Annotated in this window: 22 protein-coding genes; 12 read left to right on the top strand and 10 right to left on the bottom strand. The window is 43.3% G+C overall.

The features are described 5' to 3' along the window. The first annotated feature begins 3 nt into the window (after positions 1–3). The gene (locus ACPUEY_RS09785) at positions 4–999 is read left to right on the top strand and encodes an ABC transporter substrate-binding protein (RefSeq protein WP_425121942.1); all 996 of its coding nucleotides are present in this window, start codon (positions 4–6) and stop codon (positions 997–999) included. Positions 1000–1191: 192 nt separating this feature from the next. Next, on the top strand, positions 1192–3270 hold the full coding sequence (locus ACPUEY_RS09780; RefSeq protein ID WP_261180891.1) for a TonB-dependent receptor plug domain-containing protein: 2079 nt from the start codon (positions 1192–1194) through the stop codon (positions 3268–3270). A gap of 448 nt (positions 3271–3718) precedes the next feature. Here ACPUEY_RS09780 and ACPUEY_RS09775 read toward each other — a convergent pair whose 3' ends face one another. Next, positions 3719–3994 carry a hypothetical protein gene (locus tag ACPUEY_RS09775; protein WP_092819334.1) on the bottom strand — a complete coding sequence of 92 codons (276 nt, stop codon included), beginning with the start codon at positions 3992–3994 and terminating at the stop codon, positions 3719–3721. Positions 3995–4347: 353 nt separating this feature from the next. On the opposite strand from ACPUEY_RS09775, the gene mdh reads away from it, so the two are divergent. Then, positions 4348–5559, top strand: a complete 1212-nt coding sequence (gene mdh / locus ACPUEY_RS09770) for an iron-dependent methanol dehydrogenase (RefSeq protein WP_261180890.1) — start codon at positions 4348–4350, stop codon at positions 5557–5559. 244 nt (positions 5560–5803) lie between these two features. After that, positions 5804–6787: an alpha/beta hydrolase gene (locus ACPUEY_RS09765; protein WP_425121941.1), complete on the top strand. Its 984-nt coding sequence runs from the start codon at positions 5804–5806 to the stop codon at positions 6785–6787. A gap of 22 nt (positions 6788–6809) precedes the next feature. On the opposite strand, the gene ACPUEY_RS09760 is transcribed toward ACPUEY_RS09765, so the two are convergent. Beyond that, positions 6810–7991, bottom strand: coding sequence for a helix-turn-helix domain-containing protein (locus ACPUEY_RS09760; protein WP_261180887.1), 1182 nt, complete (start codon positions 7989–7991; stop codon positions 6810–6812). A gap of 203 nt (positions 7992–8194) precedes the next feature. Here ACPUEY_RS09760 and exaC point away from each other — a divergent pair, with 203 nt between their 5' ends. Both exaC and ACPUEY_RS09750 read left to right on the top strand, forming a co-directional pair. Then, complete coding sequence (gene exaC, locus ACPUEY_RS09755) at positions 8195–9706, top strand: acetaldehyde dehydrogenase ExaC (RefSeq protein ID WP_261180886.1); 1512 nt, start codon at positions 8195–8197, stop codon at positions 9704–9706. A 143-nt stretch (positions 9707–9849) separates the two neighbouring features. Further along, positions 9850–10569, top strand: coding sequence for a glutamine amidotransferase (locus ACPUEY_RS09750; protein WP_425121940.1), 720 nt, complete (start codon positions 9850–9852; stop codon positions 10567–10569). Between the two features lie 61 nt (positions 10570–10630). Here the strand turns inward: ACPUEY_RS09750 and ACPUEY_RS09745 are convergent, their stop codons facing one another. The 3 genes from ACPUEY_RS09745 to tkt form a co-directional block, all read right to left on the bottom strand. Further along, positions 10631–11215 carry a YceI family protein gene (locus ACPUEY_RS09745; protein WP_086175873.1) on the bottom strand — a complete coding sequence of 195 codons (585 nt, stop codon included), beginning with the start codon at positions 11213–11215 and terminating at the stop codon, positions 10631–10633. A gap of 363 nt (positions 11216–11578) precedes the next feature. After that, positions 11579–11794, bottom strand: coding sequence for a hypothetical protein (locus ACPUEY_RS09740; RefSeq protein WP_086195075.1), 216 nt, complete (start codon positions 11792–11794; stop codon positions 11579–11581). 158 nt (positions 11795–11952) lie between these two features. Then, a complete protein-coding gene (tkt, locus tag ACPUEY_RS09735) occupies positions 11953–13941 on the bottom strand; it encodes a transketolase (protein WP_425121939.1) in 1989 nt (662 codons plus the stop codon). A gap of 850 nt (positions 13942–14791) precedes the next feature. Here tkt and metK point away from each other — a divergent pair. Both metK and ACPUEY_RS09725 read left to right on the top strand, forming a co-directional pair. Continuing rightward, positions 14792–15958: a methionine adenosyltransferase gene (metK, locus tag ACPUEY_RS09730; protein ID WP_092819326.1), complete on the top strand. Its 1167-nt coding sequence runs from the start codon at positions 14792–14794 to the stop codon at positions 15956–15958. 114 nt (positions 15959–16072) lie between these two features. Then, complete coding sequence (locus ACPUEY_RS09725; RefSeq protein WP_425121938.1) at positions 16073–16384, top strand: monooxygenase; 312 nt, start codon at positions 16073–16075, stop codon at positions 16382–16384. 68 nt (positions 16385–16452) lie between these two features. Here the strand turns inward: ACPUEY_RS09725 and ACPUEY_RS09720 are convergent, their stop codons facing one another. Further along, entirely contained in the window at positions 16453–16686 is a 234-nt protein-coding gene (locus tag ACPUEY_RS09720) for a hypothetical protein (protein WP_092819324.1), read from the bottom strand. A gap of 314 nt (positions 16687–17000) precedes the next feature. On the opposite strand from ACPUEY_RS09720, the gene ACPUEY_RS09715 reads away from it, so the two are divergent. Then, a complete protein-coding gene (locus ACPUEY_RS09715) occupies positions 17001–17189 on the top strand; it encodes a hypothetical protein (protein WP_425121937.1) in 189 nt (62 codons plus the stop codon). Here the strand turns inward: ACPUEY_RS09715 and ACPUEY_RS09710 are convergent. Both ACPUEY_RS09710 and ACPUEY_RS09705 read right to left on the bottom strand, forming a co-directional pair. Further along, complete coding sequence (locus ACPUEY_RS09710; protein WP_425121936.1) at positions 17186–17827, bottom strand: LysE family transporter; 642 nt, start codon at positions 17825–17827, stop codon at positions 17186–17188. The genes ACPUEY_RS09715 and ACPUEY_RS09710 overlap by 4 nt on opposite strands. Positions 17828–17972: 145 nt before the next feature. Beyond that, entirely contained in the window at positions 17973–18548 is a 576-nt protein-coding gene (locus ACPUEY_RS09705) for an FxsA family protein (RefSeq protein WP_261180876.1), read from the bottom strand. A 122-nt stretch (positions 18549–18670) separates the two neighbouring features. On the opposite strand from ACPUEY_RS09705, the gene ruvC reads away from it, so the two are divergent. After that, entirely contained in the window at positions 18671–19216 is a 546-nt protein-coding gene (ruvC, locus tag ACPUEY_RS09700) for a crossover junction endodeoxyribonuclease RuvC (RefSeq protein WP_092819320.1), read from the top strand. Positions 19217–19834: 618 nt separating this feature from the next. Here the strand turns inward: ruvC and ACPUEY_RS09695 are convergent. Then, positions 19835–20131, bottom strand: a complete 297-nt coding sequence (locus ACPUEY_RS09695; RefSeq protein WP_425121935.1) for an acylphosphatase — start codon at positions 20129–20131, stop codon at positions 19835–19837. Continuing rightward, the gene (locus tag ACPUEY_RS09690; RefSeq protein WP_425121934.1) at positions 20124–21614 is read right to left on the bottom strand and encodes an NAD(P)H-hydrate dehydratase; all 1491 of its coding nucleotides are present in this window, start codon (positions 21612–21614) and stop codon (positions 20124–20126) included. The genes ACPUEY_RS09695 and ACPUEY_RS09690 overlap by 8 nt, the downstream gene beginning before the upstream one ends. 23 nt (positions 21615–21637) lie before the next feature. Between ACPUEY_RS09690 and queG the strand changes: the two genes are divergently transcribed. Further along, on the top strand, positions 21638–22750 hold the full coding sequence (gene queG / locus ACPUEY_RS09685) for a tRNA epoxyqueuosine(34) reductase QueG (RefSeq protein ID WP_180176761.1): 1113 nt from the start codon (positions 21638–21640) through the stop codon (positions 22748–22750). Positions 22751–23035: 285 nt separating this feature from the next. Beyond that, entirely contained in the window at positions 23036–24025 is a 990-nt protein-coding gene (gene bioB / locus ACPUEY_RS09680; protein ID WP_092819500.1) for a biotin synthase BioB, read from the top strand. Positions 24026–24165: the final 140 nt, after the last annotated feature.

The raw sequence follows: 24165 nt of genomic DNA, 5'->3' as shown, positions 1-24165 counted from the left end.
GCCATGACAGATTTAGAAAAAACCCAAATCCAGATTGGCTACATTCCTTTGCTTGACTGTGTCGCCGTGCTTTGGGCCAAGCAGCGTGGTTTTTTTGAGGAAGCGGGTTTAGAGGTCACGCTGGTGAAGGAAGCGTCTTGGGCCAGCTTAAGAGACCGGTTGGCCTTTGGTTTTTTAGATGCTGCACATTGCCTGTCTGCCATGCTTCCTGCCGCAGCACTAGGCGAAGACCAGCTGGGTATTCCCTTGCAAACGGCATTGGTCCTCAGCCATAACCGTGCCTTTATCAGTCTGAGTCAGAAATTGTGTTTTGATCTGCAGATTTCAGAACAAGATCATGCCCGGCAATCGGCCGAGAAAGTTGTTTCAGCCATACAAGCACAGCAACCGATTCAGCTGGCGCATGTATTTAAGCAGTCGATTCATCATTATTGCTTAAGAGAGTGGTTAGCCCTTGCCAATCTTGAAATTGCAGAAAAAATCAAGCTCACGACCCTTCCGCCTCCTTATATGGTCGAAGCCTTGAGGAGTCATGTGATTGACGGTTTCTGTGTCGGAGAACCGTGGAACACACAAGGAGAACTGTTGGGACTCAGCCAGATTGTGGCCAGCAGTCAGGAGATTATTCCCAAGGTGGCCGATAAGGTGCTGGCAGTCACTGCCGACTGGGCAGCACAACATCCGCATACGCATCGTGCTTTAGTGGCGGCGATTGAAAAAGCACAGCAGGAATTACAGGTGCTTGACGACTATACCGAGGTCTGGAAAATGCTGATGGATTTCAATATTGTGCAATTTCAATGCTCTGACAGCATCCATGTAAAAAAATTCCACTCCATTCAGACAATTATCCGTAACTTTGTGAATGAATCATCAGCACCCAAACTGGAAGATTTTCACTGGCTGATTCAGCAAATGCTGAAATGGGACCAGATTCGCCTGAGTGACCAGAGTATTGACCAGATCAGCCAGAACTGTATTTTATCTTTCGATCCTTAAAAAACCATTTCTATTGGACCAATGCCCCCGCTTACTCACCTGAACAGGCAGCTGGGGCTAAATGATTCATTTTGGTTAGATTTCAGTTGAATCCACGTTTGATCTTTTATTTTTATTTGCGCGATTTTCCACAATTTTTCTCCACATTTTTACGTTATCTTACGCGCCAAACGACATCTGGAACATTGAATAATGAAACGCATACAGCCGCGTTGGAAATTAAGTGCATTAAGCTGTGCCTTGTTTGCTTTTATGTCCCCCACTTGGGCTGCCGATAGCACCGCAGATACAACTACAACAGACAGCAGTGCCCCCCAGGCCGCTCCGGTACAAACCCTGGCGACTTTAAAATTTGAAGCTGCACCCGCCCAGGCCAAAGACCCGGATATCAGTGCGGTGGCGAAAACCATTGTCACTCGGGAAGAAATGCTGCAATTTGGCGATCAGTCGGTAAATGATGCCCTACGTCGTGCAGCCGGTTTTCAGATGCCCGTGCCAGGACAAGGTCCGCGTGGAGGTGGCGGTGCTTCAGGTATGCGTTTTCGGGGTGGCGGTGCCCCGGTATTTTTAATCAACGGCGAACCTGTTCAAGGCGGCCCGCGTGGAGGCATGTCGGTGGTGGACAGCATCACCCCGGACATGATTGAACGGATTGAAATTACTAAACAGCCAAGTGTCGCTCAGGCCTCTGTGGCATCTTCCGCCGTCATCAATATTATTCTGAAACAACCCTTGGATGATGCCCGCATCAGCGGAACGATCCGTGCCGGCTATGGTTTGGCGAAATCAGATCAAAAAGAAGAACAACGTAAAAATATCAGTGTTCAGGCCGATGGTCGTGATAATGCCTGGCTATACAGCATGTCTGCCAACCAGATGTGGAATGACACCACTTCGATCACCCAGACTCAAACCAGTAATGAAACACGTGAACAAAAACGCGTTACTGAACGCAAATCACAAATGCTGACACCGCGTGTTGAATATGAACTGGATGACCAGCAAAAACTGGTTGCCGAACTGTTCTATCGCAACAATGAAAGTGACGGTAGCCGCGGTGATCAGATGCAAAACGACAAGAATGACAGCATCCGTTTAAATACCCGTTATGAACGCAAGGACAAGGGCAACTCGGACAAGATTCGTCTTTCTGTAGAACAGCAGAATGAAACCGAATCGACCCGATCGCCACTATTCAGCAGCTATACGGATGAAACCGTGAATGAATATGGGGCGGCTTATGATGGGGTGCGTAAGTTTGATGAAAACAGACAACTGAAGTTTGGTATGGATCTTCGTTCCAGTGAGCTTGAAAGCAATATTGCCGATACACTCGATGAACAGCGTTATGCACTCTATACCGAAGGCAGCTGGAAATTTACCGACCGGCAAACCCTCACCCTGGGGGCACGTCAGGAATGGATCAATCGTTCCGGACTGGTGGATTATAGTGACCAGCACTTCAGCCCTGTTTTGGCTCATCGCTTCGATTTTGATGATCACTGGTCACTGCAAACCAATATCAGCCAGGCATTCCGCAGTCCAAAAACCGACCAGCTGCTGCCTACGGTTTCAATTTCTACCGACAGCGATGCCGGCAGCCTGAATAACCCGGACCGGGGCGGCAATCCAAATTTACGTCCGGAAAAAATTACTGCCTTTGAATCGACCCTGGGTTATAACACCCCGGCAGGCGGTATCAACATCACAGCCTATCAACGTGAAATTGACGACTATATTGAGAAAGTGATTCGTCAGGAAAACGGCCGTTTTGTTGAAAGACCGATTAACCAGGACAATGCCACCACCTACGGGGTTGAAGTTGCTGCTCGCTATGCATTGAAACAAACGGAAAATGGGCATTCATTGATGTTGAATGGTCAACTGTCGACGGTACGCGCAAAAATTGAAGATGCCAATCATCAGGAACGTTTAGCCAGTGATGTGGCCCCTTATACAGCAAGTGCCGGTTTGTCTTATAACTATCAGCCTTGGCGTGTTTCCAGCAGTATCAATCTGAACTATGTTCCTGAATTTACCCGTGCCCTGGATAACCAGCCCTATGACCGTACCAGCAATGAGCGCGTCAATATGGATATCAGTGTGACAAAACGCTTTGATGATGGTTGGGCAACGACCCTGAGTGCACGCAATATCTTGAGTACAGATTATAAAGAGCGTTTAAATAATCAATCTGATGGCAGCCTGTATGAATCACGGGTGAATCAGGCCATTCCCAGTGTACTACTCAGTGTAGAAAAGAAATTCTAAACTGAAAGATAAAAACCGGTGCCAGACATTAATGCCAGTCAGTTAAGAAATTGACTGGCATTTTTCTTTTTTAAATTCATGATTATATTTGATATGTAGGAAAGTCATCCGCAACTGTTTGAGGCCGGACTATAATAAAAAATGATTGTTTCTGCGACAAATTTTCTAGTTGATAGTAGTTGACGAGTTTTGCGGAGGACAAATGCCTTTGGTTACTTTGGGCGAAACCAAAGTAACAAATGAGCTGCAAGGGTTTGATTGAAAATGGTAAGACTCCGCCATGACTTACTAAAAAATTAAAGAGTTTATTTCTAAACTCCTTAACTGATCAGCATTAGTTCCAGACACCGGTTTTTATCACAAGCTATTCGTTGTATTTACGCCTGTTGTGGATGAAGTTGATCGCCCTTTTGCTATGGGCTACTCAATTGTCTCATTCATTTGAGCTTTAAACCGACAGTCCCTTAAGCAAACTCGCTATTCTTAAAGTATGTTGCTTATTTCCTTTTTGCTCTATGACCTTATGTTCAATACGCCAGAGATAGTCAAAAATTTCAGACTCGCTTGCATTTTCATTCAGCATATTAAAAATTTTGGGTAAATAATCCTCATATTCATCCCGCATGGAAGGGTTACAGCAAATCCCCAAGGGATCCCATTCCTGCAGTAAAATTTTATGTATGGCATGTAATAATTTGACATCTTTATTTTGTGTGGCTTCCATACATCCCCCTACACTTCATCATAATATTCATATAAATAAAATATTTTTTTCAATGAAAGATAATCTATTCATAAAAGAAAAATATCTGTATCGCACTTTCAGATTTGTCCTTAACTTTTTCTTGTTCCTAAAAAATGATTTTTAAAATTATCTTTCACTCTAAAAGTTTTATCATTCATTCAAGCTAATTCCAACCCCCTTCCACATTTTAATTTTCTACAATTCCTGCATCAAAAATATCTAAAATTTAAATGGTAGGTTTTTGGTAGGTGGGATTTTTTTACGCTTCATTGAATACTCAAATCACGGTGAGGGTCACCGATAATACAACGAATGGTAGAAGGAATCGCACCATGGCTTTTAAAAATATTGCAGATCAAACCAACGGTTTTTATATTCCCTGTGTTTCACTTTTCGGTCCAGGCTGTGCCAAAGAAATTGGCGCAAAGGCACAAAGTTTAGGCGCAAAAAAAGCCTTAATTGTAACTGATGCCGGTCTGTTCAAATTTGGTGTGGCAGATACCATTGCCGCCTACTTAAAAGATGCTGGTGTAGACAGTCACATTTTCCCGGGCGCAGAGCCTAACCCAACCGATATCAACGTGCATAACGGCGTACAGGCCTATAACGAGCATGCCTGTGATTTTATTGTGTCCTTGGGTGGCGGTTCATCGCATGACTGTGCCAAAGGCATTGGCCTGGTGACAGCGGGTGGCGGTCATATTCGTGACTACGAAGGGATCGATAAAAGTACAGTTCCAATGACGCCGCTGATTGCGATTAACACTACAGCCGGTACGGCATCTGAAATGACGCGTTTCTGTATTATTACCAATACCGAAACCCATGTAAAAATGGCGATTGTGGACTGGCGCTGCACCCCATTGATTGCGATTGATGATCCTAAACTGATGGTGGCAAAACCTGCGGCCTTAACTGCAGCAACCGGTATGGATGCCTTGACGCATGCCGTTGAAGCTTATGTCTCTACAGCTGCCACTCCCATTACCGATGCCTGCGCAGAAAAAGCGATTAGCATGATTAGCGAATGGCTCAGCCCTGCCGTTGCCAATGGTGAAAACCTGGAAGCGCGTGATGCCATGAGCTATGCACAATATCTTGCAGGCATGGCTTTTAACAATGCATCGCTCGGTTATGTGCATGCCATGGCGCATCAGCTCGGCGGTTTCTATAACTTGCCGCACGGTGTATGTAATGCCATTTTGCTGCCGCATGTCTGCGAGTTTAACCTGATTGCCTGCCCTGACCGTTATGCCAAAATTGCCCAGCTCATGGGGGTAAATACAGAGGGCTTAACCATAACTGAAGCGGCATATGAAGCCATCCAGGCAATTCGCCAGCTTTCAGCCTCAATCGGTATTCCATCAGGTTTAGCCGAACTGGGGGTAAAAGAAGCTGATTTAGGCATCATGTCTGAAAATGCACAGAAAGATGCCTGCATGCTGACTAACCCGCGTAAAGCCACACATGCACAAGTGGTCGATATCTTTAAGGCAGCTTTGAAATCCAATGCATCGGTAGTCGATTTTAAAGCAGCCGTATAGACCTCCATGTAAGTCTTCTCTCCTATCTTTTGACTTACATTTTTGGCAACCCACATTCCCGTTCCAGTCTGGAGCGGCTGAGGAAATCGTCTTGAACCGGCTGTTTCCTCAACTGATCCCTTGGACCCTGTATAACACGGGGTCAGGAATGGGGTTGCTTTTTTTTATTAAAATAATTCAATTTGACAAATTACTGCCCATCATGAAGGATAAGAAAAACCGATGTTTCCAAATGAGTATAACAATGACAAATGGTACAATCACAAATGGCACCCTTGAACCGCTTTACCAGCTGGATGTATTAGGTCCAGGCTATGAACAGGCCACGCTGGACTTTCCCGATGATTATGAAGGTCAAGTCACTGCAACTTTAATTCGAAAAAAAGCAGCGCAAACCACCCCTAAAGCTGTTTTATATATTCATGGTTTTATTGATTATTTTTTTCAAACCGAAATGGCAGAACGGTTTAACCAGCATGGTTTTGACTTTTATGCGCTAGATTTACGCAAATATGGCCGCTCACATCTGCCCCATCAAAAATATTATAACGTCCGCGAAATGTCGGAATATGATGCCGAGATTAGCCAAGCCTTAGACATTATAGGTGCAGAAGGACATGATACGGTGCTGCTCTGTGGACATTCGACTGGCGGCTTGACCACCACACTTTATGCCGCCCATCATCCCGATCATCCATTAATTAAAGCACTTTGGGTCAATAGTCCCTTTTACGACTTTAATATGAACCCGATCAAGAAAAAATTGGGGCTGCCTAATTTAAGTCGCGTCGGCAAAATCTGCCCGGATTTAAAGTTCCCCAGCGAACTGAATAAATGGTATGTGACCAGTCTGCACCACAGCTTGAAGGGAGAATGGGACTTTAATCTGGAATGGAAACAAGTCACTTATCCTATGGTTCGCCTGAGTTTTGTCCGGGCCATTTTTGAAGCACAAAAGGAAATTCATCAAGGCGTGAGCTTAAATGTCCCGACTTTGGTGATGCATTCCCATCAAACCAAAAATCCGAAAAAATGGCATAAATATGCTCAAACCAGTGATGTAATTCTAGATGTCAAGCACATAAAAAAATATGCCCAAAAAATAAAAGGAGATGTCACCATCAGCGAAATAAAAGATGGCTTACATGACTTGGTACTGTCAGAAAAATCGGTGCGCGAAACTGTCTATCAACAACTGTTTGAATGGTTAAAGCAGAAAGGCTTATAAAGACAATTATCCGATATCAGCATTAATTGTCTTTATATTTCAGCAAGGTTTGATGCACGGGGTGAGTTTTTGGCATCAGTTCAATCAAGCGCTCCACCGCATCAATCGCTTCTGGAAAATGTGCCACGTGTTTAAGCAAAACATCGGTTTCATTGGCTTTAAAAATGGCATGACTTAAACGCGATTCCAGACAATCACGCCAGGCACATAAAAATGGGCTTTCCGTTTTTGCCAGAAAAACACCGGTACACAGTTTTAAGGCAGAATCGATATATCCGGCATCAAGAGACTGTTCGGTCAGTAAAAAGTCAGCTTCGACATGTGCCAATAAACGATAAGGCCTGGAACCCAGCATACCGCCTAGAATATCGCGCAACTGTGACATTTCTGCCTTTAAGGTGCCGATGCTGACTTTGCGTTCACCGTATAAGGCCTGATGTAAACTGTCCAGGCTTAAACCTTGCGGACACAAAGCCAGAATGGTCAAAATTTCGATTTGTCTTGGCGTGAGCACCAGGACCTTGCCATTAAACAACACTTGCGGCACGGAAAAAGCCCGGATAAACAGGCGCTGTTTTTGATATTCAAGTAATGCCGACTGAATAATCGAGGCACAGCGTTCAGCTGCAAGCAGGCCCAGACTATTATGCTTTTGCCAGGTGGTCGACAGGTCAATCACCCCTAAAACCTGTTTGGAATAGGGATCAACAATCGGTGCTGCATAACAGACCCAATCATGAATGGAAGACATGTAATGCTCATTGGAAAACACACAGCTCGACTGCTGGGTTTTAAGTGATAAAGCCAAGGCATTGGTTCCGACCAGTTCCTCGCGCCACTGCCCGCCTTCGATAAAATGCACGCTTTCGGCTGCACGCTGCATTTGTGGGCTCGACGCTGTCCAGATGATGGTACTGCCGATATCTCCAACCGCCAGCACCATGGAAGATTGTTCAGCAATATGTTTTAAATCCTGCATACAATGTTGCAGGGCTTGTGCCAGGCCCGAAGGATAGGTTTCTTTTTGTAAATGAACCAAGGGCGCAGCTGCACGATCTTTTGGGATTTCAGCAGAAGTTGAGCGTTGCCAGGAACTGACAATGCTTTGGCCCAATTGTTCCGCGTGCAAGGGAGAAAGACTGCTACTTTGTCTAAATTGCTCAATTTTCTGTCTTTTTTGCATCAAACTTTGCTTATTCATCATTCCTTATTCTCACAACAATTCATGACTTACATCCACTGTAATCTTTATTTTTTAAGACTGTTTGGAAAGATTGTAAACCTTCTTGTCTCCAACCTTTCTCCAACCTTATTCCCTGTATGCTAATCAAATAATGTACAAAAGTACCTTATACCAAAGCTGTAGATACAGCTTCTCCACACGAGAATAAGCAAAGGAAAATACATATGCGTTACGTCGATCCTAATCAACCCGGTTCAAAAGTTCAGTTTAAGGCCCAGTATGAAAACTTCATTGGTGGACAATGGGTCGCTCCTGTAAAAGGAGAATACTTTGACAATATTTCTCCTGTAGATGGCAAAGCCTTCACCAAAGTTCCGCGCTCAAGCGTTGAAGATATCGAACTGGCACTCGATGCAGCGCATAAAGCCAAAGCACAATGGAACAAGTCCTCTCCGACTACCCGTTCCAATATCCTGTTAAAAATTGCCGACCGTTTAGAAGCCAATCTGGAACTGTTGGCGGTTGCAGAAACCTGGGATAATGGTAAGCCGATTCGTGAAACCCTGGCGGCAGACATTCCTTTGGCGATTGACCATTTCCGTTATTTTGCCGGCTGTATCCGTGCACAGGAAGGCGGCATTTCAGAAATAGACGAAGATACCATTGCCTACCATTTCCATGAGCCTTTAGGTGTGGTCGGACAGATCATTCCGTGGAACTTCCCGATTTTAATGGCGACCTGGAAACTGGCACCGGCTCTGGCTGCGGGTAACTGTATTGTTTTAAAACCTGCTGAGCAAACTCCGGCAAGTATTTTGGTCCTGGTTGAACTGATTCAGGACCTGCTACCGGCAGGCGTACTAAACGTTGTGAACGGTTATGGCATTGAAGTGGGCCGCCCACTGGCTACCAACCCGCGTATTGCCAAAATTGCATTTACCGGCTCAACAGCTGTGGGTCAGCAGATCATGCAATATGCAACCGAAAATATTATTCCAGTCACACTAGAGTTGGGCGGTAAATCACCAAACATTTTCTTTGAAGATATCATGGCTCAGCAAGATGACTACCTGGAAAAAGCGCTGGAAGGCTTTACCATGTTTGCGCTGAACCAGGGGGAAATCTGTACCTGTCCATCACGTGCGTTAATTCAGGAAAGTATTGCTGACCAGTTCCTGGAGATGGCAGTAGAGCGGGTAAAACGCATTAAAACCGGTCATCCGCTGGATACCGACACCATGATTGGTGCTCAGGCATCGCAAGAGCAGCAGGATAAAATCTTGGGCTGTATTGCCACAGGCCGTGAAGAAGGTGCTGAATTGCTGACTGGTGGCGGTGAACGCCGTGAAGTGGGCCAAGGCTTCTACATTGAGCCGACCATTTTCAAAGGTACCAATGACATGCGTACATTCCAGGAAGAAATTTTTGGACCGGTACTGGCAGTGACCACCTTTAAAGATTTTGATGATGCCATCCGAATTGCCAATGACACCATTTATGGTTTGGGTGCGGGTGTCTGGTCACGTTCTGCGCATACCTCTTACCGTGCGGGCCGTGCAATTGAAGCTGGTCGTGTATGGACCAACTGTTATCACATCTACCCTGCGCATGCCGCTTTCGGTGGTTATAAAAAATCAGGGATCGGACGTGAAAACCACAAGATGATGCTAGATCATTATCAGCAAACCAAAAACTTGTTGGTCAGCTATGCCACCAAGCCAATGGGCTTCTTCTAACATAACCTTGTATAAAGGATATCAAAAGCGAACTTCGGTTCGCTTTTTTTGCTTTAAATTGCAAACAATCCAAGAGAAATCTTCATTTTTCTGGCTATTCAGGCTAAATTGCACTTATTCCTGCCCTCTTAGAAAAATAGTATATGACTACAGCATCTCCAGACTTTCCCGACACCATTTATGCCATTCAGCATCTTGCTTTTGAAGATCTGGGTGCATTGGAAGATATATTTTATCAACTGGGCTTTCGGGTACGTTATTTTGAAGCCGGCGTAGATGACTTAAGTAAAGCATTTCAGCATAAAGGCTTAACTATTATTTTAGGTGGACCGATTGGGGTTTATGAAACAGAGGACTATCCATTCTTACAACAAGAAATAGACTTACTTAAAGTTCGCTTAAAAGAAAATTTGCCAACTTTAGGCATTTGTCTGGGTGCCCAACTGATTGCGCATGCCTTGGGAGCCAAAGTCTATGCAGGCCATCAAAAGGAAATTGGCTGGAGTCACTTAAGCCTGTCCAATACTGAACATAACCTGCTTACACCCTTAATGGATACCCCGGTATTACACTGGCATGGCGATACTTTCGATTTACCTGAACAGGCTGAATTATTGGCCAGTTCAGCAATTTACCCCAATCAGGCCTTTGCGATAGGTAAAAATATTCTGGCCTTGCAATTCCATATTGAAGTTGCAGCAGACAGTCTGGAAAAATGGCTCATTGGCCATACCTGCGAATTGCGCAAAGCCAATATCTCCATTCCTGCTTTGCGGGCAGACAATCAACGCTATACGCATGCCTTAGAAATGCAGGCCCATTCTGTATTGCAGGCATATCTCCAACAGATTTCAGCAATTTAAAGAAAAATTTCAATAAAAAAAGCACCATCTTAATGGTGCTTTTTTATGAGCCACTTCGAACTTATTTTTTCGCAGGAACAGAGGCTTCAGTGGTAATGTTTACCGTGATTTTATCGCCCACATTTGGAACATAAGCGCCTACGCCAAATGCTGAACGGTTAAAAGAAGTCGTTGCATTGAAACCAATAGACTCTGCTTTAGTCATTGGGTGTACGCCCTGTTTGTTTAAGACTGCATCTAAAACCACCGGTTTGGTTACATCTTTTACGGTCAGGTTACCCGTGATTTTGTATTTGTTTTTACCTAAAGCTTGAACCTTGGTACTTTTAAAAGTGATGTTAGGATATTTGGCTGCATCAAAAAAATCTGCTGTTTTTAAATGCTCATCCAATGCTTTGACATTGGTATTTAAACTCGATAAAGGAATAGTCACATTCACAGATGAATTTGCAGGTTTTGCATTATCAACGTTAATGGTACCTTGAATGTCGCTAAAGTTTGCAGATGGGGTAGAAAAACCAAAATGGTTCCAGCTAAATACAGTCGCTGTATGGGTTGGGTCAATTTGGTAAGCTACAGGCTTTGCCAAAGACAATGTTGCTACCGATGCTACCGCCAAACCTAAAGTTATTGCTTTGAAATTCATGTGTCATTATCTCGCTTTGGAATGGTTATTAGTCTATACCTTTCTTATCTTAATTCACCGATATACATAAAACGATATGTTGCAAGAATAGAACAATTAACGGTTATCTAGCCCTATAAATGAAATGATGAAATCACCTAATCTTAATATATTGATACTCAATCATAAATTGTTTTAAACCCTGATCCGCAACTTTATTGGTTTTGTCGCTTCTGTCTGTTTTTATTAAAAATTTCATACAAAAATATACAGTTGATAAAAATCATGATCAAATCATCAAAATTGAGCTATGCCTAACTGATGATTTTTAAATGTCCAAAATAATCAAAGCCCCGACTGGGGCTTTTTAAAGGTTTTTCATCTTTATAACTTTTCAACCAGAATACGGTCGATTTGCTTCAAGCCGGTATGCTTTTCATGATTCTTACGGCGAATCTTAATCACCTTGTCTTCCTGCAAGTCTTGCAGCATCAGTTCAACCGCAACCATGGCATCAAGTTCGAGGTCTGCACCAATCCATTTCTGTTCACCAGCATCCATCAGGACAATTTCATCATTAATCTGATCATAAAGGCTCATATTTTCCTCACTTGGGGCAATCATGCACCCCGGGCTGAATACTGTATGAATGAATTAATTTTAAACCTGTAGCTTTAAATCATTCGTTACAAATCGTTATTTTGCAATAAAAAACGCCCCTTCTACTGGGGCGTCTTTTAACCGGCTAATCGAATCGATTAAGCGGTAATTTCTTTCACTGCTGCAACCACTGCTTCAGTGGTAATACCGAAGTATTGGAACAAATCTTTTGCAGGCGCAGATTCACCGTAAGTGGTCATCCCGATCACGCGACCATCCAGACCCACGAATTTCCACCAGTAATCCACATGCGCAGCTTCAACGGCTACACGCGCACGAATATGAGATGGAAGAACCGCTTCACGGTAAGCTGCATCCTGTTTCACAAACTCTTCTGCACACGGCATAGACACTACACGCACACCTTCAAGCTGCGCATAAGCTTCCATTGCCAATGAAACTTCAGAACCTGTGGCAATAATGATGGCTTTTAATTCACCTTTTTCTTCAGCCAGAACATAACCACCTTTAGCAACGTTCTCAATTTGCGCTTGAGTACGGGTCTGGAATGGCAAGTTTTGACGAGAGAAAATTAACGCGGTAGGACCTTCACTACGTAACAATGCAGATTTCCATGAAATAGAAGCTTCTACAGTGTCACATGGACGCCAGGTATTTAAGTTTGGCGTGCCACGTAAAGAGGCGATCTGTTCTACCGGTTGATGCGTAGGACCATCTTCACCCAGACCGATTGAGTCATGGGTATAAACGTGGATGACACGCTGTTTCATTAATGCAGACATACGTACTGCATTACGCGCATATTCCATGAACATCAGGAATGTTGCAACGTAAGGGATGAAACCGCCATGCAGTGCTACACCGTTGGCAATTGCAGTCATACCAAATTCACGTACGCCGTAGTGAACATAGTTACCCGCCGGATTGTCTTGTACGCCTTGCGCACCTTTCCAAAGCGTCAGGTTAGAACCTGCCAGGTCAGCAGAACCGCCCAGAACCTCTGGCAATAATGGTACAAGTGCCTGAAGTGCATTCTGGCTGGCTTTACGGGTTGCAATGGTTTCTGCTTTTGCATTCACTTCAGCAATATAAGCATCTGCTTTAGCAACGAAGTCAGCCGGTAATTCACCGCTTAAACGGCGTTTAAGTTCAGCTGCTTCAGTTGGGTATTTTGCGGCATATGCTGCAAAAGTTTCGTTCCATGCAGATTCAGATTGAGCGCCTTTGTCTTTGGCATCCCAAGCTGCATAAACGTCAGCAGGAATCACAAATGCTTCTTCTTTCCAGCCCAAAGCTTCGCGAGTCAATGCGATTTCGTCGTTACCCAGTGGCGCACCGTGGCAATCTTCTTTACCTTGTTTGTTTGGTGAACCCAGGCCAATAATTGTTTTACAGATAATGATGGTTGGCTTAGCCGTTTCCGCTTTTGCTTCTACAGTTGCCTGACGGATCGCATCGCTATCGTGACCATTCACTTTAATCACTTGCCAGCCATAAGATAAGAAACGTTGTTCTGTATCGTCAGAGAACCAGCCTTCAACTTCACCGTCAATAGAAATGCCGTTGTCGTCATAGTAAGCAATTAATTTACCTAGACCCAAAGTACCCGCCAGTGAACATGCTTCATGTGAAACACCTTCCATCAAGCAGCCATCACCCAGGAAACAGTAAGTGAAATGGTCTACAACCTGGATGTCGTCTTTGTTGAATTGAGCAGCCAAGGTTTTTTCAGCTAAAGCAAAACCAACCGCATTGGCAATACCCTGACCCAATGGACCAGTCGTAGTTTCAATCCCTGGTGCATAGCCTAATTCTGGGTGACCCGGAGTTTTAGAATGTAACTGGCGGAAAGATTTTAAATCTTCGATAGAAAGATCATAACCGGTCAAATGCAATAGCGCATATTGCAACATAGAACCATGGCCATTAGACAATACAAAACGGTCACGGTTTGCCCATTGCGGGTTTTGCGGGTTGTGATTTAAAAATTCGCGCCAAACGACATCAGCGATGTCTGCCATCCCCATCGGAGCACCTGGATGTCCTGAATTTGCTTTTTGCACAGCATCCATTGCCAATACACGAATTGCGTTTGCAATACGACGTTCGTTAAGCGGGGTTGTCATAGGTCAGAGTCCAACTAAATCGTTTAAAGAAGATGATGAATAGGAAAATTCAAAGCTGGCTATATTGTCTTAAAAAAACAGCAAGGGGTAAAGCCTAATAGCCAACATTTCGGCATTTATTCACCTCGGGGCATATTTTAATGCAGGCAAAGCTCAATTTCACATCATTTGCAGAGACTTGGCACACACGTAAATGCCTTGACCTATTGAGTTTAAAACTTATATATGACATTTGAACGAACAGTCCGCTGCCTTTTAGCGAGTGGATATATCATTCAACACCTCTATCATTCATAAAATCATTTTCATTTGCTGACGATTTGATAAATTTCCAATACAGAATGAAAACAGCTCAATTTTAGTTTCGCGAGAATGATGAATAAATGTGCAAAAAACCCAAAAAACTGAATTAAATTCAGCTCAAATAAAACTAACTGAAAAATTTACCCCCTGTTCATGGTTACTTTTTACTGGATGACTTTTATTCAAACCCTTCCCAGCAAGCTGGATCAAGTCTAAATCCCCGCCAAGAAAATAAATATAAGCAGCTAATATTTATCATCTTTTTAAATCATAAAGCTCTTTTATTATTCTCCATGAAAGTTTTTCAATTCAAAACAGTCTCACTTTTGAATTCCTGAGTAAATATTTGCTCAACAAAATTCATGAAGGGTAAATGCCAATTTTCAAACTCAATTTCACTGGCTTATCAGTTTTTTAGATGCCCATATCAATTAAAAAGTCATTGAATTGAAATAAATTCATCCATTTTTATCGTCTAGAACTGGTCCAAAAGTCCAACTCGATGTAACATATTGCGTCTTTTGAATTATTAACTGTGATAGGACTTATGCGCGAGTACGCTGTATTTACCTCGGAATCTGTAAGCGAAGGCCATCCGGATAAAATGGCTGACCAAATCAGTGACGCTATTTTGGATGCAATCTTAAAAGAAGACCCATATGCACGGGTTGCTTGTGAAACGCTTGTAAAAACGGGTGCGGTAGTACTTGCCGGTGAAATCACAACAACAGCGAATGTTGACTTCGAAGCGATTGTACGTCAAACCGTAAATGGCATTGGTTACCACCATTCTGACCTTGGTTTTGATGGTTCAACCTGTGCGGTAATCAACATGATTGGTAAGCAGTCTCCTGAAATTGCTCAGGGTGTAGACCGTCAAAAACCTGAAGATCAGGGTGCCGGCGACCAGGGCTTGATGTTCGGTTATGCCAGCCGTGAAACTGACGTTTTAATGCCAGCTCCAATTTCATATGCACACCGCTTGATGGAAAAACAGGCTGAGTTACGTCGCAATGGTTCTCTACCATGGTTACGTCCGGATGCGAAAAGTCAGGTGACTTTTGCCTATGAAAATGGCCTGCCGGTTCGTCTGGATGCCGTGGTACTTTCTACCCAACATGATCCTGAAATTTCACAAGCCAATCTTAAAGAAGCTGTGATTGAAGAAATCGTGAAAAAAATCATTCCTGCAGAAATGTTCCATGCAGACACCAAATTCCATATCAACCCGACCGGGATGTTTGTGATTGGCGGTCCTGTGGGTGACTGTGGTTTAACTGGCCGTAAAATCATTGTCGATACTTACGGCGGTATGGCTCGTCACGGCGGCGGTGCGTTCTCTGGTAAAGATCCATCAAAAGTTGACCGTTCAGCAGCTTATGCCGGCCGTTATGTAGCGAAAAATATTGTGGCAGCGGGTCTGGCAGATAAATGTGAAATTCAGGTGTCTTATGCAATTGGTGTTGCTGAGCCAACTTCTATTTCAATCAATACATTTAATACAGCCAAAGTGCCTGAAGAATTCATTATTCAATTGGTGCGTGAACACTTTGACTTGCGCCCATATGGCATTACCCGCATGTTGAACCTGATTCAACCGATGTACAAGCAAACTGCTGCTTATGGTCACTTTGGCCGTCAAGGTTCAGACACTGCATTTACCTGGGAAAAAACTGATAAAGTGGAAGCGCTTAAAGCCTCTGCCGGACTGTAATTTTTGCATCAAAAAGCCCACATTTTTGTGGGCTTTTTTATTTCTGCTTTAAAATAATATACAAAAGCTTAAAATGTTATGATCAATCATCTTTTTATGGCATAGGATAAAAACATGGCCGTTATTCTTCAAGTTGACTTCCCTTCTCAAGGTCCATTTGGGGCAGAAATGAGTCAAGCCTATCAGCAACTTGCCGAAAGCATTAATCAGGAAGATGGCCTGCTATGGAAAATATGGACAGAAAATAGTGCCAATCAGGAAGCAGGCGGCATCTATTTATTTGACAGCCAAGCCAATGCAGAAAAATACTTACACATGCACACTGCACGTTTGCAAAGTTTTGGCATCGATCATATACGTGGAAAAATTTTTGAAGTGAACCAGGCTCTATCTGCCATCAATCAGGCAGACTTTTTAAATATCTAAAAACTGATCCCCACAAAATCCTGATCATCAACAATCAGGATTTTTTCAATCCTTCAAACCGAAGTCTATTATTGTCTGGCACTAATCACTTCGAGTACCGAGGGTTGCACCGGAACGTCTTGATGATCCTGTAAATAAACATGGACAATCTTAAAAAGAATTACGGCTGCCAGGCAGGTTAAAATACAAAAAATCCAGAAACCGTAAGGACTTTTAATATTGTGTGAACCGCAATTTGTGCATTCTTTTTCGGTTGATTCCACAACCTTGTTACAACAGGCACAATGATATTGATATAACATAGGTATGCTCCTATCACTTTCTACTGTTTTTGTTTTTATTTTTCCACTCTTGGCACTGAGGGACTGGAGTCTCAATAAAATATTAAGCCAGTCTTTTGGGTAATACAAGCCTATTGAGTCACATGTAAAGTTCCCTAAGCAAAAACATCATCAAAATCAAAATAAATTATTAATTTTTATATAAAATTTAAAACCTCAAAATAAAGAATGATGATTTATCATACGCATACATCACCTTTTAATCTTGATATTTTTATCTCCACCTGCTGGCTCATATTTTTAGTAAAATAGCAGTAAATGACTAGGAGGATAGTATGGTTCAACTGATTAAAAAAGGCGGCTTACGCGAACGTGCCAACCGTAGTCGTAGTTATAAAGGTTCAGAAAATACAGAAACAACCTTAAAACCTAACCGTTATGTACAGCCACAAAAAAATGAGCAAGTCATATCCCCTGATCCCTCATCTATTCCTGCGACTGAAGATATCAGTACAGAGCATTAAAGCATGGTCAATGCGTCATACCATAACCAGATGGCAAAAATCAGGAATAATCCGCCCGAGATCACATCAATATAACTGCCCGAACGCTGATAGGCCATTTTAATTTTTGGCATGGATAAAATCAGCATGAGCAGAGCAAAGACCAAAAAGGTTTGTAGGGGAATAATAATGGCAAGCTGTGTTTTTAAATGGTTTGAAGCGGAAGAACTTAAGGCCAGAGAAAAGACACTACTAAAATAAATCAGCGTTTTGGGATTGGAGAGATTGGTCAATAATCCCGATAAAAAATAATTTTGCGTATCTGCTGTCGCAACCTGTTGACCATCCGCCTCTATACCGGTTTGCTGTTTCAAGGTTTTTAAGCCTCCTTTCAGCATGGCCCAACCCATCCGCGCCAAAAACAGCCCACCAACCAGCATCAAAATCTGTTGTATCCATGGAAACTGTTCAACCAGTACAGTGAAACCCAGCAAGGTCAGCACCACCCAAACTAGAATGCCAACTGAAATACCCAGAATAATCTTTAATGTATTCGCTCTGGAGGTCGATGCCGAACTTCTGGCAATCAATAGAACATCCGGTCCTGGGCTAAGCTGTGCAACAAAATGCAGTGCACAAATGGTCAAAAGCAGTGACATAGAAATAGAGGAGATTTTTTAAAAAACGTATTATATCGCTTGTTCAATTTTTTGCATGATTGTAGCTTTAAATAATTTAGATAAAAATCCAGAACATAAAAAAGCCGAATCCTCATGATTCGGCTTAAAAATATCATTTAAAAAATTATTTTTTCACATCTTTCATTTCAATTTTTTTCGCTTCGGGTGTCACTTCACGCGCTTCACCATCAATAATGCTGGAATCGCGACGCTGTGAACCGCCCTGTTGCATGTCTTGCATTTGACGCATTAAATCGGCAAATGGATTCTGACCCTGAGCATCACCACCCATGCCATTCATATTGCCCATCATGCCACCCATCATTTTATCCATCATGGCTTGCTGACGTTTGGCCATGGTTTTCATCATGACATTTTTAAATGCATTCTGAACGCCCGGAATCAAAATCAGTAATGCCAAAACATCGGTTATTAAACCTGGAATCAGTAGGAAAAAACCGGCCAGAATTTTAGGCAGATTATTGGTCAATGCAGGGTCGCCACTCATTTGCCCCATTTGCATCTGCTGCATTTGCGGCATTAAACCCGCTGAATATTTACGAATCAGGTTCATACCGATAAAAAAGGCTGCAACAAACCAGAAAAACACGTACCACATGCTGCCGACGAGGTCGCCCACGCCAATCCAGACAAAGACTTCCAGGATTAAGCCAACCAGTACAATAAGAAATAATTTCATGAAAATTAATCTAATCTCAACAAAATGAATAAGGTGTAGTCATTTACGGCTTAATCACCATCAAGCTTTTTTGCTACGCTTATGTAACAATATGGGCATTATTTTATTTTTAAAGGCTTTGCATGTCATTAATTATCGGTATTGACCCCGGTTCACGTTTAACAGGTTATGGCATCATCGAAAAAGATGGGCAGAAACTGACTTTTGTAGATGCAGGAACCATTCGTACCGAAACTCCGGAAATGCCTGAGCGTTTAAAACGGATTTTTGCAGGTGTGGAACGGATTGTTAAATTTCATGGCCCTACTGAAGCCGCAGTCGAACAGGTGTTTATGGCACAAAACCCGGACTCTGCTTTAAAACTCGGTCAGGCCCGTGGTGCAGCCATTGCGGCTTTGGTCAATCTGGATTTGCAGGTTGCTGAATATACGGCCCGCCAAATCAAGCAATCGGTCGTGGGTTATGGGGCAGCGGATAAAGAACAGGTACAGATGATGGTGATGCGGATTTTAAATTTAAGCATTAAACCACAGCAGGATGCTGCCGATGCACTGGCCGCAGCCATTTGCCATGCACATGCGTCAGGCAGCATGAGTAAAATGGCGGTACTGAATGCCTTAGGGGGCATGGCCCGTGGTCGTAGCCGATATAGTGTTCGCAGACGCTAAGTTCATTCATGAAAGATATGGCGCAAAATCCTGACGCATTTCCCGGACTGAGGGTTGCTTGCTATAAGTAAAAGTGATTCTCCGTCCAAAGTTCCTGACGTTCTTTTTCTGGCTCGGATCAATTCGGATAAATACCAGCTCATCCAGTTCGTTACGATGGTTAATTTCACAAATCATAATGGTCTGATTCTTTTCAATGATCTTATATTTATTGAATTCTTTTTGCACAATGTCTTTAAATGACCTGCTCGCTGAATCTGTATCAGCGCGCTGCGTATAAATAATTATGAATAGATCTCTTCCATAAATCAAAAAATGTTCAATATTAGATATTTTAATCAGCACGGCCTCATTTGATTGAGTTAATTTTTTTTACTTTCTCGTAGGCAATCTCTCTACTTTTGAAAGGTCAAAAGTAGACAAAAACCTTTTGTTTCCCATACACGACGTCCTTGTCGTGATGGGAAACGTGTGGCATCCATGCCACACTCATCAATCTAATATCGACTAAAATCTATTTTCAATTTCAACTTTACGAACAATTTATAGTTTTTAAAATGATTTATGGATTTATGATATCCACCACCAGATATTTATCCATCTTTCCCTCTTAACTCATTATTCTGATTGCGTTTTCATTGAGTACAATATTTTAAAATCTTTCAGGTTCGAATCTGGCTGAACGGGTGTTTGAATAATATGGGAAACTTCTGCCCGATAAGGCCCTGCCCAACTTCGCTGCACAAGTTCCTGAATAGTCAGTTCATCACCGACAAGCATGGCCTCCACTTCACCCGTGGGCAAATTTTTCACATAACCTTTCAGTTCTAATTCCAGAGCCTGCTGTTCAAACCAGCGACGATAACCCACGCCCTGCACCTTACCCTGAATTAACAATTTTAGCGCTTTATTCATCACAGCTTCCTGTATTGACCACATGATATACCGCGTCATGCATATGATGTGCCTGCAAACCCCGCATGCCCTGCTTGGCAAGTAAGTCTCCCGCCAAAGCATGCAAAGTCACGATTTCATGCAAATGAATTTTCCCGGCAAATTGGGCTTTTAAACTTGCAGTCATACCGGCCAGGACATCCCCCATACCGCCAGTTCCCATGCCCGCATTACCGGCGGTACAAATCCACAGCTGATCTTGTAGAATCAGACTGCCTGAACCTTTCAGTACCCATTGTCCGGCATATTTTTCCTGAAGTTGATGAATGGCGGCTATCCGGTCGCTTTCAACTTCTTTGACCGAGCAAGCTAACAATTTTGCTGCTTCACCCGGATGTGGTGTGGCATAAGTATCCGATTTTAATGCTTCTGGATGCTCGGCTAGAAACCACAGTGCATCTGCATCCAGCACGACCTGTAAATGATCGGCGGCATTGATTTTAGGGAACCATTTAAAATATTGCTGTTCCGACCAGCTGTCACGGCCAAGTCCCATCCCGAAACTCACCGCATCAACATGATCTAAAAGTTGCTGAATTTCGACTTTAGTCAAGGCATTGATATCACGCAGCATGATATTCGGTGCACGGGCCAAAATCGCGGTGTGATGTTTTTCATGGCAGACAATGGTGACTTTGCCTGCACCCGCACTAAAGGCCGATTCTGCCGCCATCATCACTGCGCCGCCCATATTTTCATGACCACCCACCACCAGCACATGGCCATAACTGCCTTTATGACCAAAAGCCTCACGCTGTGGCAGAGAAATAGACCTTGGCGAAAGCTGGGCAATCGGCTGTAATTCAGCATCGGCAGGAATGAGGGAAATCACCTCCACCTGTCCGGCAAACTCTTTGCCTTGACCGGTAAAAAGTCCTGCCTTTAAGCCTAGCGCGGTATAGGTATAATCTGCCTTAATAGCACAAGGTAAAGGCTGACCGCTATTGGCATGTAAGCCGCTTGGAATATCAATGGCGATTTTCAGGCCTGTCTGAGCATTAATTCCTTGAATGATCTGCTGCCAGTCTGCACCCAGCTCACGGTTTAAACCAATGCCAAACAGCGCATCAATATAGGCATTATATTTTTTTTGAAATGCAAACCCTGCATAGATGTTGATTTCAGCATCTACTGCCTCCTGACAGGCAGTGTGCAAATCTTTGGATGCACCCAATTCAGCTGCGTAAATCTCGACATCAAAACCGTATTGTTTTAGATATTTAGCCGTGAGATATCCATCTCCGGCATTATTGCCCTGCCCACAGCAAACTGCGATATTTTGTATATTCTGTTGCTGAAAAACAGGAACTAAGCGCCGTGCAATGCTCCAGGCCACTTGCTGCATGAGGCCATAAGAACTGTTTTGCCGGGCAAACCAGCGTTGCTCCCAGGCTTGAATACTTTGGCTATGATAAACAGGGCTATGGTAAACTTGCTGAGGCATTGTTCTTCCTTTTTTATATCATTATGGCTTCTTCCACAGCATCACAAAAAATTCCTTTAGATCAAACCGATCCTGAAGCGCTGAAGGCGTGGATTAAAGCCCAGGCATTGCAATTAGGCTTTAGTGATTGTGTCATTGCCAAACCGGATGCTCAAGAAGAATTGCCACGTTTTCAGGAATATTTGAAACGTGGCTACCACGGTGACATGAAATTTCTGCAAGAAAATCTAGAAAAACGTGCCGACCCGACTTTGCTGGTTCCGGGGACCAAAAGCATCATCTGTGTACGCATGAATTATCTGGTCGAAACACCTAAACCGCGTTATGTACCGGATGAACCGAATGCCGCCATCATTGCGCGTTATGCCCGTGGCCGTGATTACCACAAAACCATGCGCGGTCGCTTAAAGACTCTCGCCACGAAAATCCGGGAAAAGGTGGGAGATTTTGAATCCCGTCCCTTTGCGGATTCTGCGCCAATCTTTGAAAAGTCCTTGGCTGAAAATGCCGGCATGGGCTGGACCGGAAAACATACCCTGCTCATTCATAAAAAATCAGGTTCATTCTTTGTTCTGGGCGAGCTATTTACCTCGCTGGATTTGCCCTTTGATGGTCCAAGCAGCAAGCACTGCGGCTCGTGTACAGCGTGTATTGATATTTGTCCAACCCAGGCGATTGTTGAGCCCTACATGCTGGATGCACGTAAATGTATTGCCTATCTGACCATTGAATATCAAGGCATCATTCCTGAAGAATTGCGCCGCGGGATTGGCAACCGTGTATTCGGCTGTGATGATTGCCAGCTGATTTGTCCCTGGAACAGTTTTGCCAAGAAAGCCACAATTGAAGATTTTAATCCGCGGCATGGTCTGGATCAGGTGAGTTTACTGGACTTATGGCATTGGGATGAACAGACTTTTTTAGCCCATACCGAAGGTAGTCCACTACGGCGTACCGGTTACCAAAGCTTTATGCGTAATATTGCCATTGGTTTGGGTAATGCGCCTTTTTCCCGTGAAATTATGAAAACTTTAAAGCAAACTCGCGACCAGCATGATGAGATTGTGCAAGTCCATATTGACTGGGCAATTCAAGAACAGCGGGCCAAATCTAGTTCAATAATGAACCAGAATTAACAGCTGTCATTCCAGTTTTTTAATTTCAAGATACTGACAAAGTTTTGCCCTAATAAAAAACATAAACTCCAGATCAGGACAAACTTATAAAAATAATAAAAAAACTTTGCAGTGATATTTATATTAAACTGGTTCAGTTTGCGACTAAATATAAAATCTTACAATAAGCATAAATTTTAAAAACCCAGTGTGAGATACTCTTATTTTTGGTCGTTTATGCCTTTGGATTTGCCATAAATTATGTATGATAAACGCAATAATGAAGATGATTATGGAATTTCACTAATGAATGTACGTAATGACTGGACACGAGAAGAAATTCAGGATTTATATAACCGGCCTTTTTTAGATCTGGTTTTTGAAGCACAGCGCATTCATCGTGAACATTTTGCTGCAAATACCATTCAGGTCAGCACCCTGCTTTCAATCAAAACAGGTAAATGTCCGGAAGACTGTAAGTATTGTTCACAATCTGCACATTACGATTCAAAACTGGAAGCCGAAAAACGTATTGCCGTGGACAAAGTAATTCAGGAAGCCAAGGAAGCGCTTGCTTCTGGCTCATCACGTTTCTGCATGGGAGCCGCGTGGCGCAATCCGCATGAACGCGATATGCCCTATGTGCTGGAAATGGTAAGAGAAGTCAAGTCACTAGGTCTGGAAACCTGCATGACTTTAGGCATGCTTAATCAGTCGCAAGCAGAACGTTTAAAAGATGCCGGTCTCGATTACTACAACCACAATCTGGATACCTCACGCGAATATTATTCCAATGTGATCAGTACCCGTACCTTTGATGACCGTTTAAATACACTGGACTTTGTCCGTCAGGCCGGCATGAAAGTCTGTAGTGGCGGTATTGTCGGCTTGGGTGAAAGCAGTCAGGACCGTATTGGTTTGTTACATGAGTTAGCCACATTAGCGATTCACCCTGAATCGGTACCCATCAATATGTTGGTGCCTATTGAAGGTACGCCACTGGCTGATGTGGAAAAACTGGATGTCACTGAATGGATTCGTACCATTGCAGTTGCCCGCATTATTATGCCGAAGAGCTATATCCGCCTGTCTGCGGGTCGTGAATCCTTATCTGATTCTGATCAGGCACTGGCTTTTATGGCGGGTGCCAACTCGCTTTTCTCTGGTGAAAAACTTTTGACAACCCCGAATGCCGGTGAAGGCAAGGACAGACAGTTATTTAGCAAGTTAGGTTTAATCGCAGAAAAAGCCAAGCCAACAGTCAAAGAACTCTCCGTCGATGCCATGGCCAGTTAAACTGAGTAAATTAAAAAAAAAGCCCACTTGGTCACTGCTGTCCCATAGTTTACTTTAAATAAAAAAACCTGAGTCCGAATAGTTAAAATATAAGTGCGAACAAACACTTTAACGACCAAGGACTCAGGTTTTGTCACATC

The organism is Acinetobacter sp. G11, assembly GCF_049808495.1.
In the GTDB taxonomy this organism is placed as follows: Bacteria; Pseudomonadota; Gammaproteobacteria; order Pseudomonadales; family Moraxellaceae; genus Acinetobacter; species Acinetobacter kookii.
This window is presented reverse-complemented; position numbering and strand designations above follow the sequence as displayed.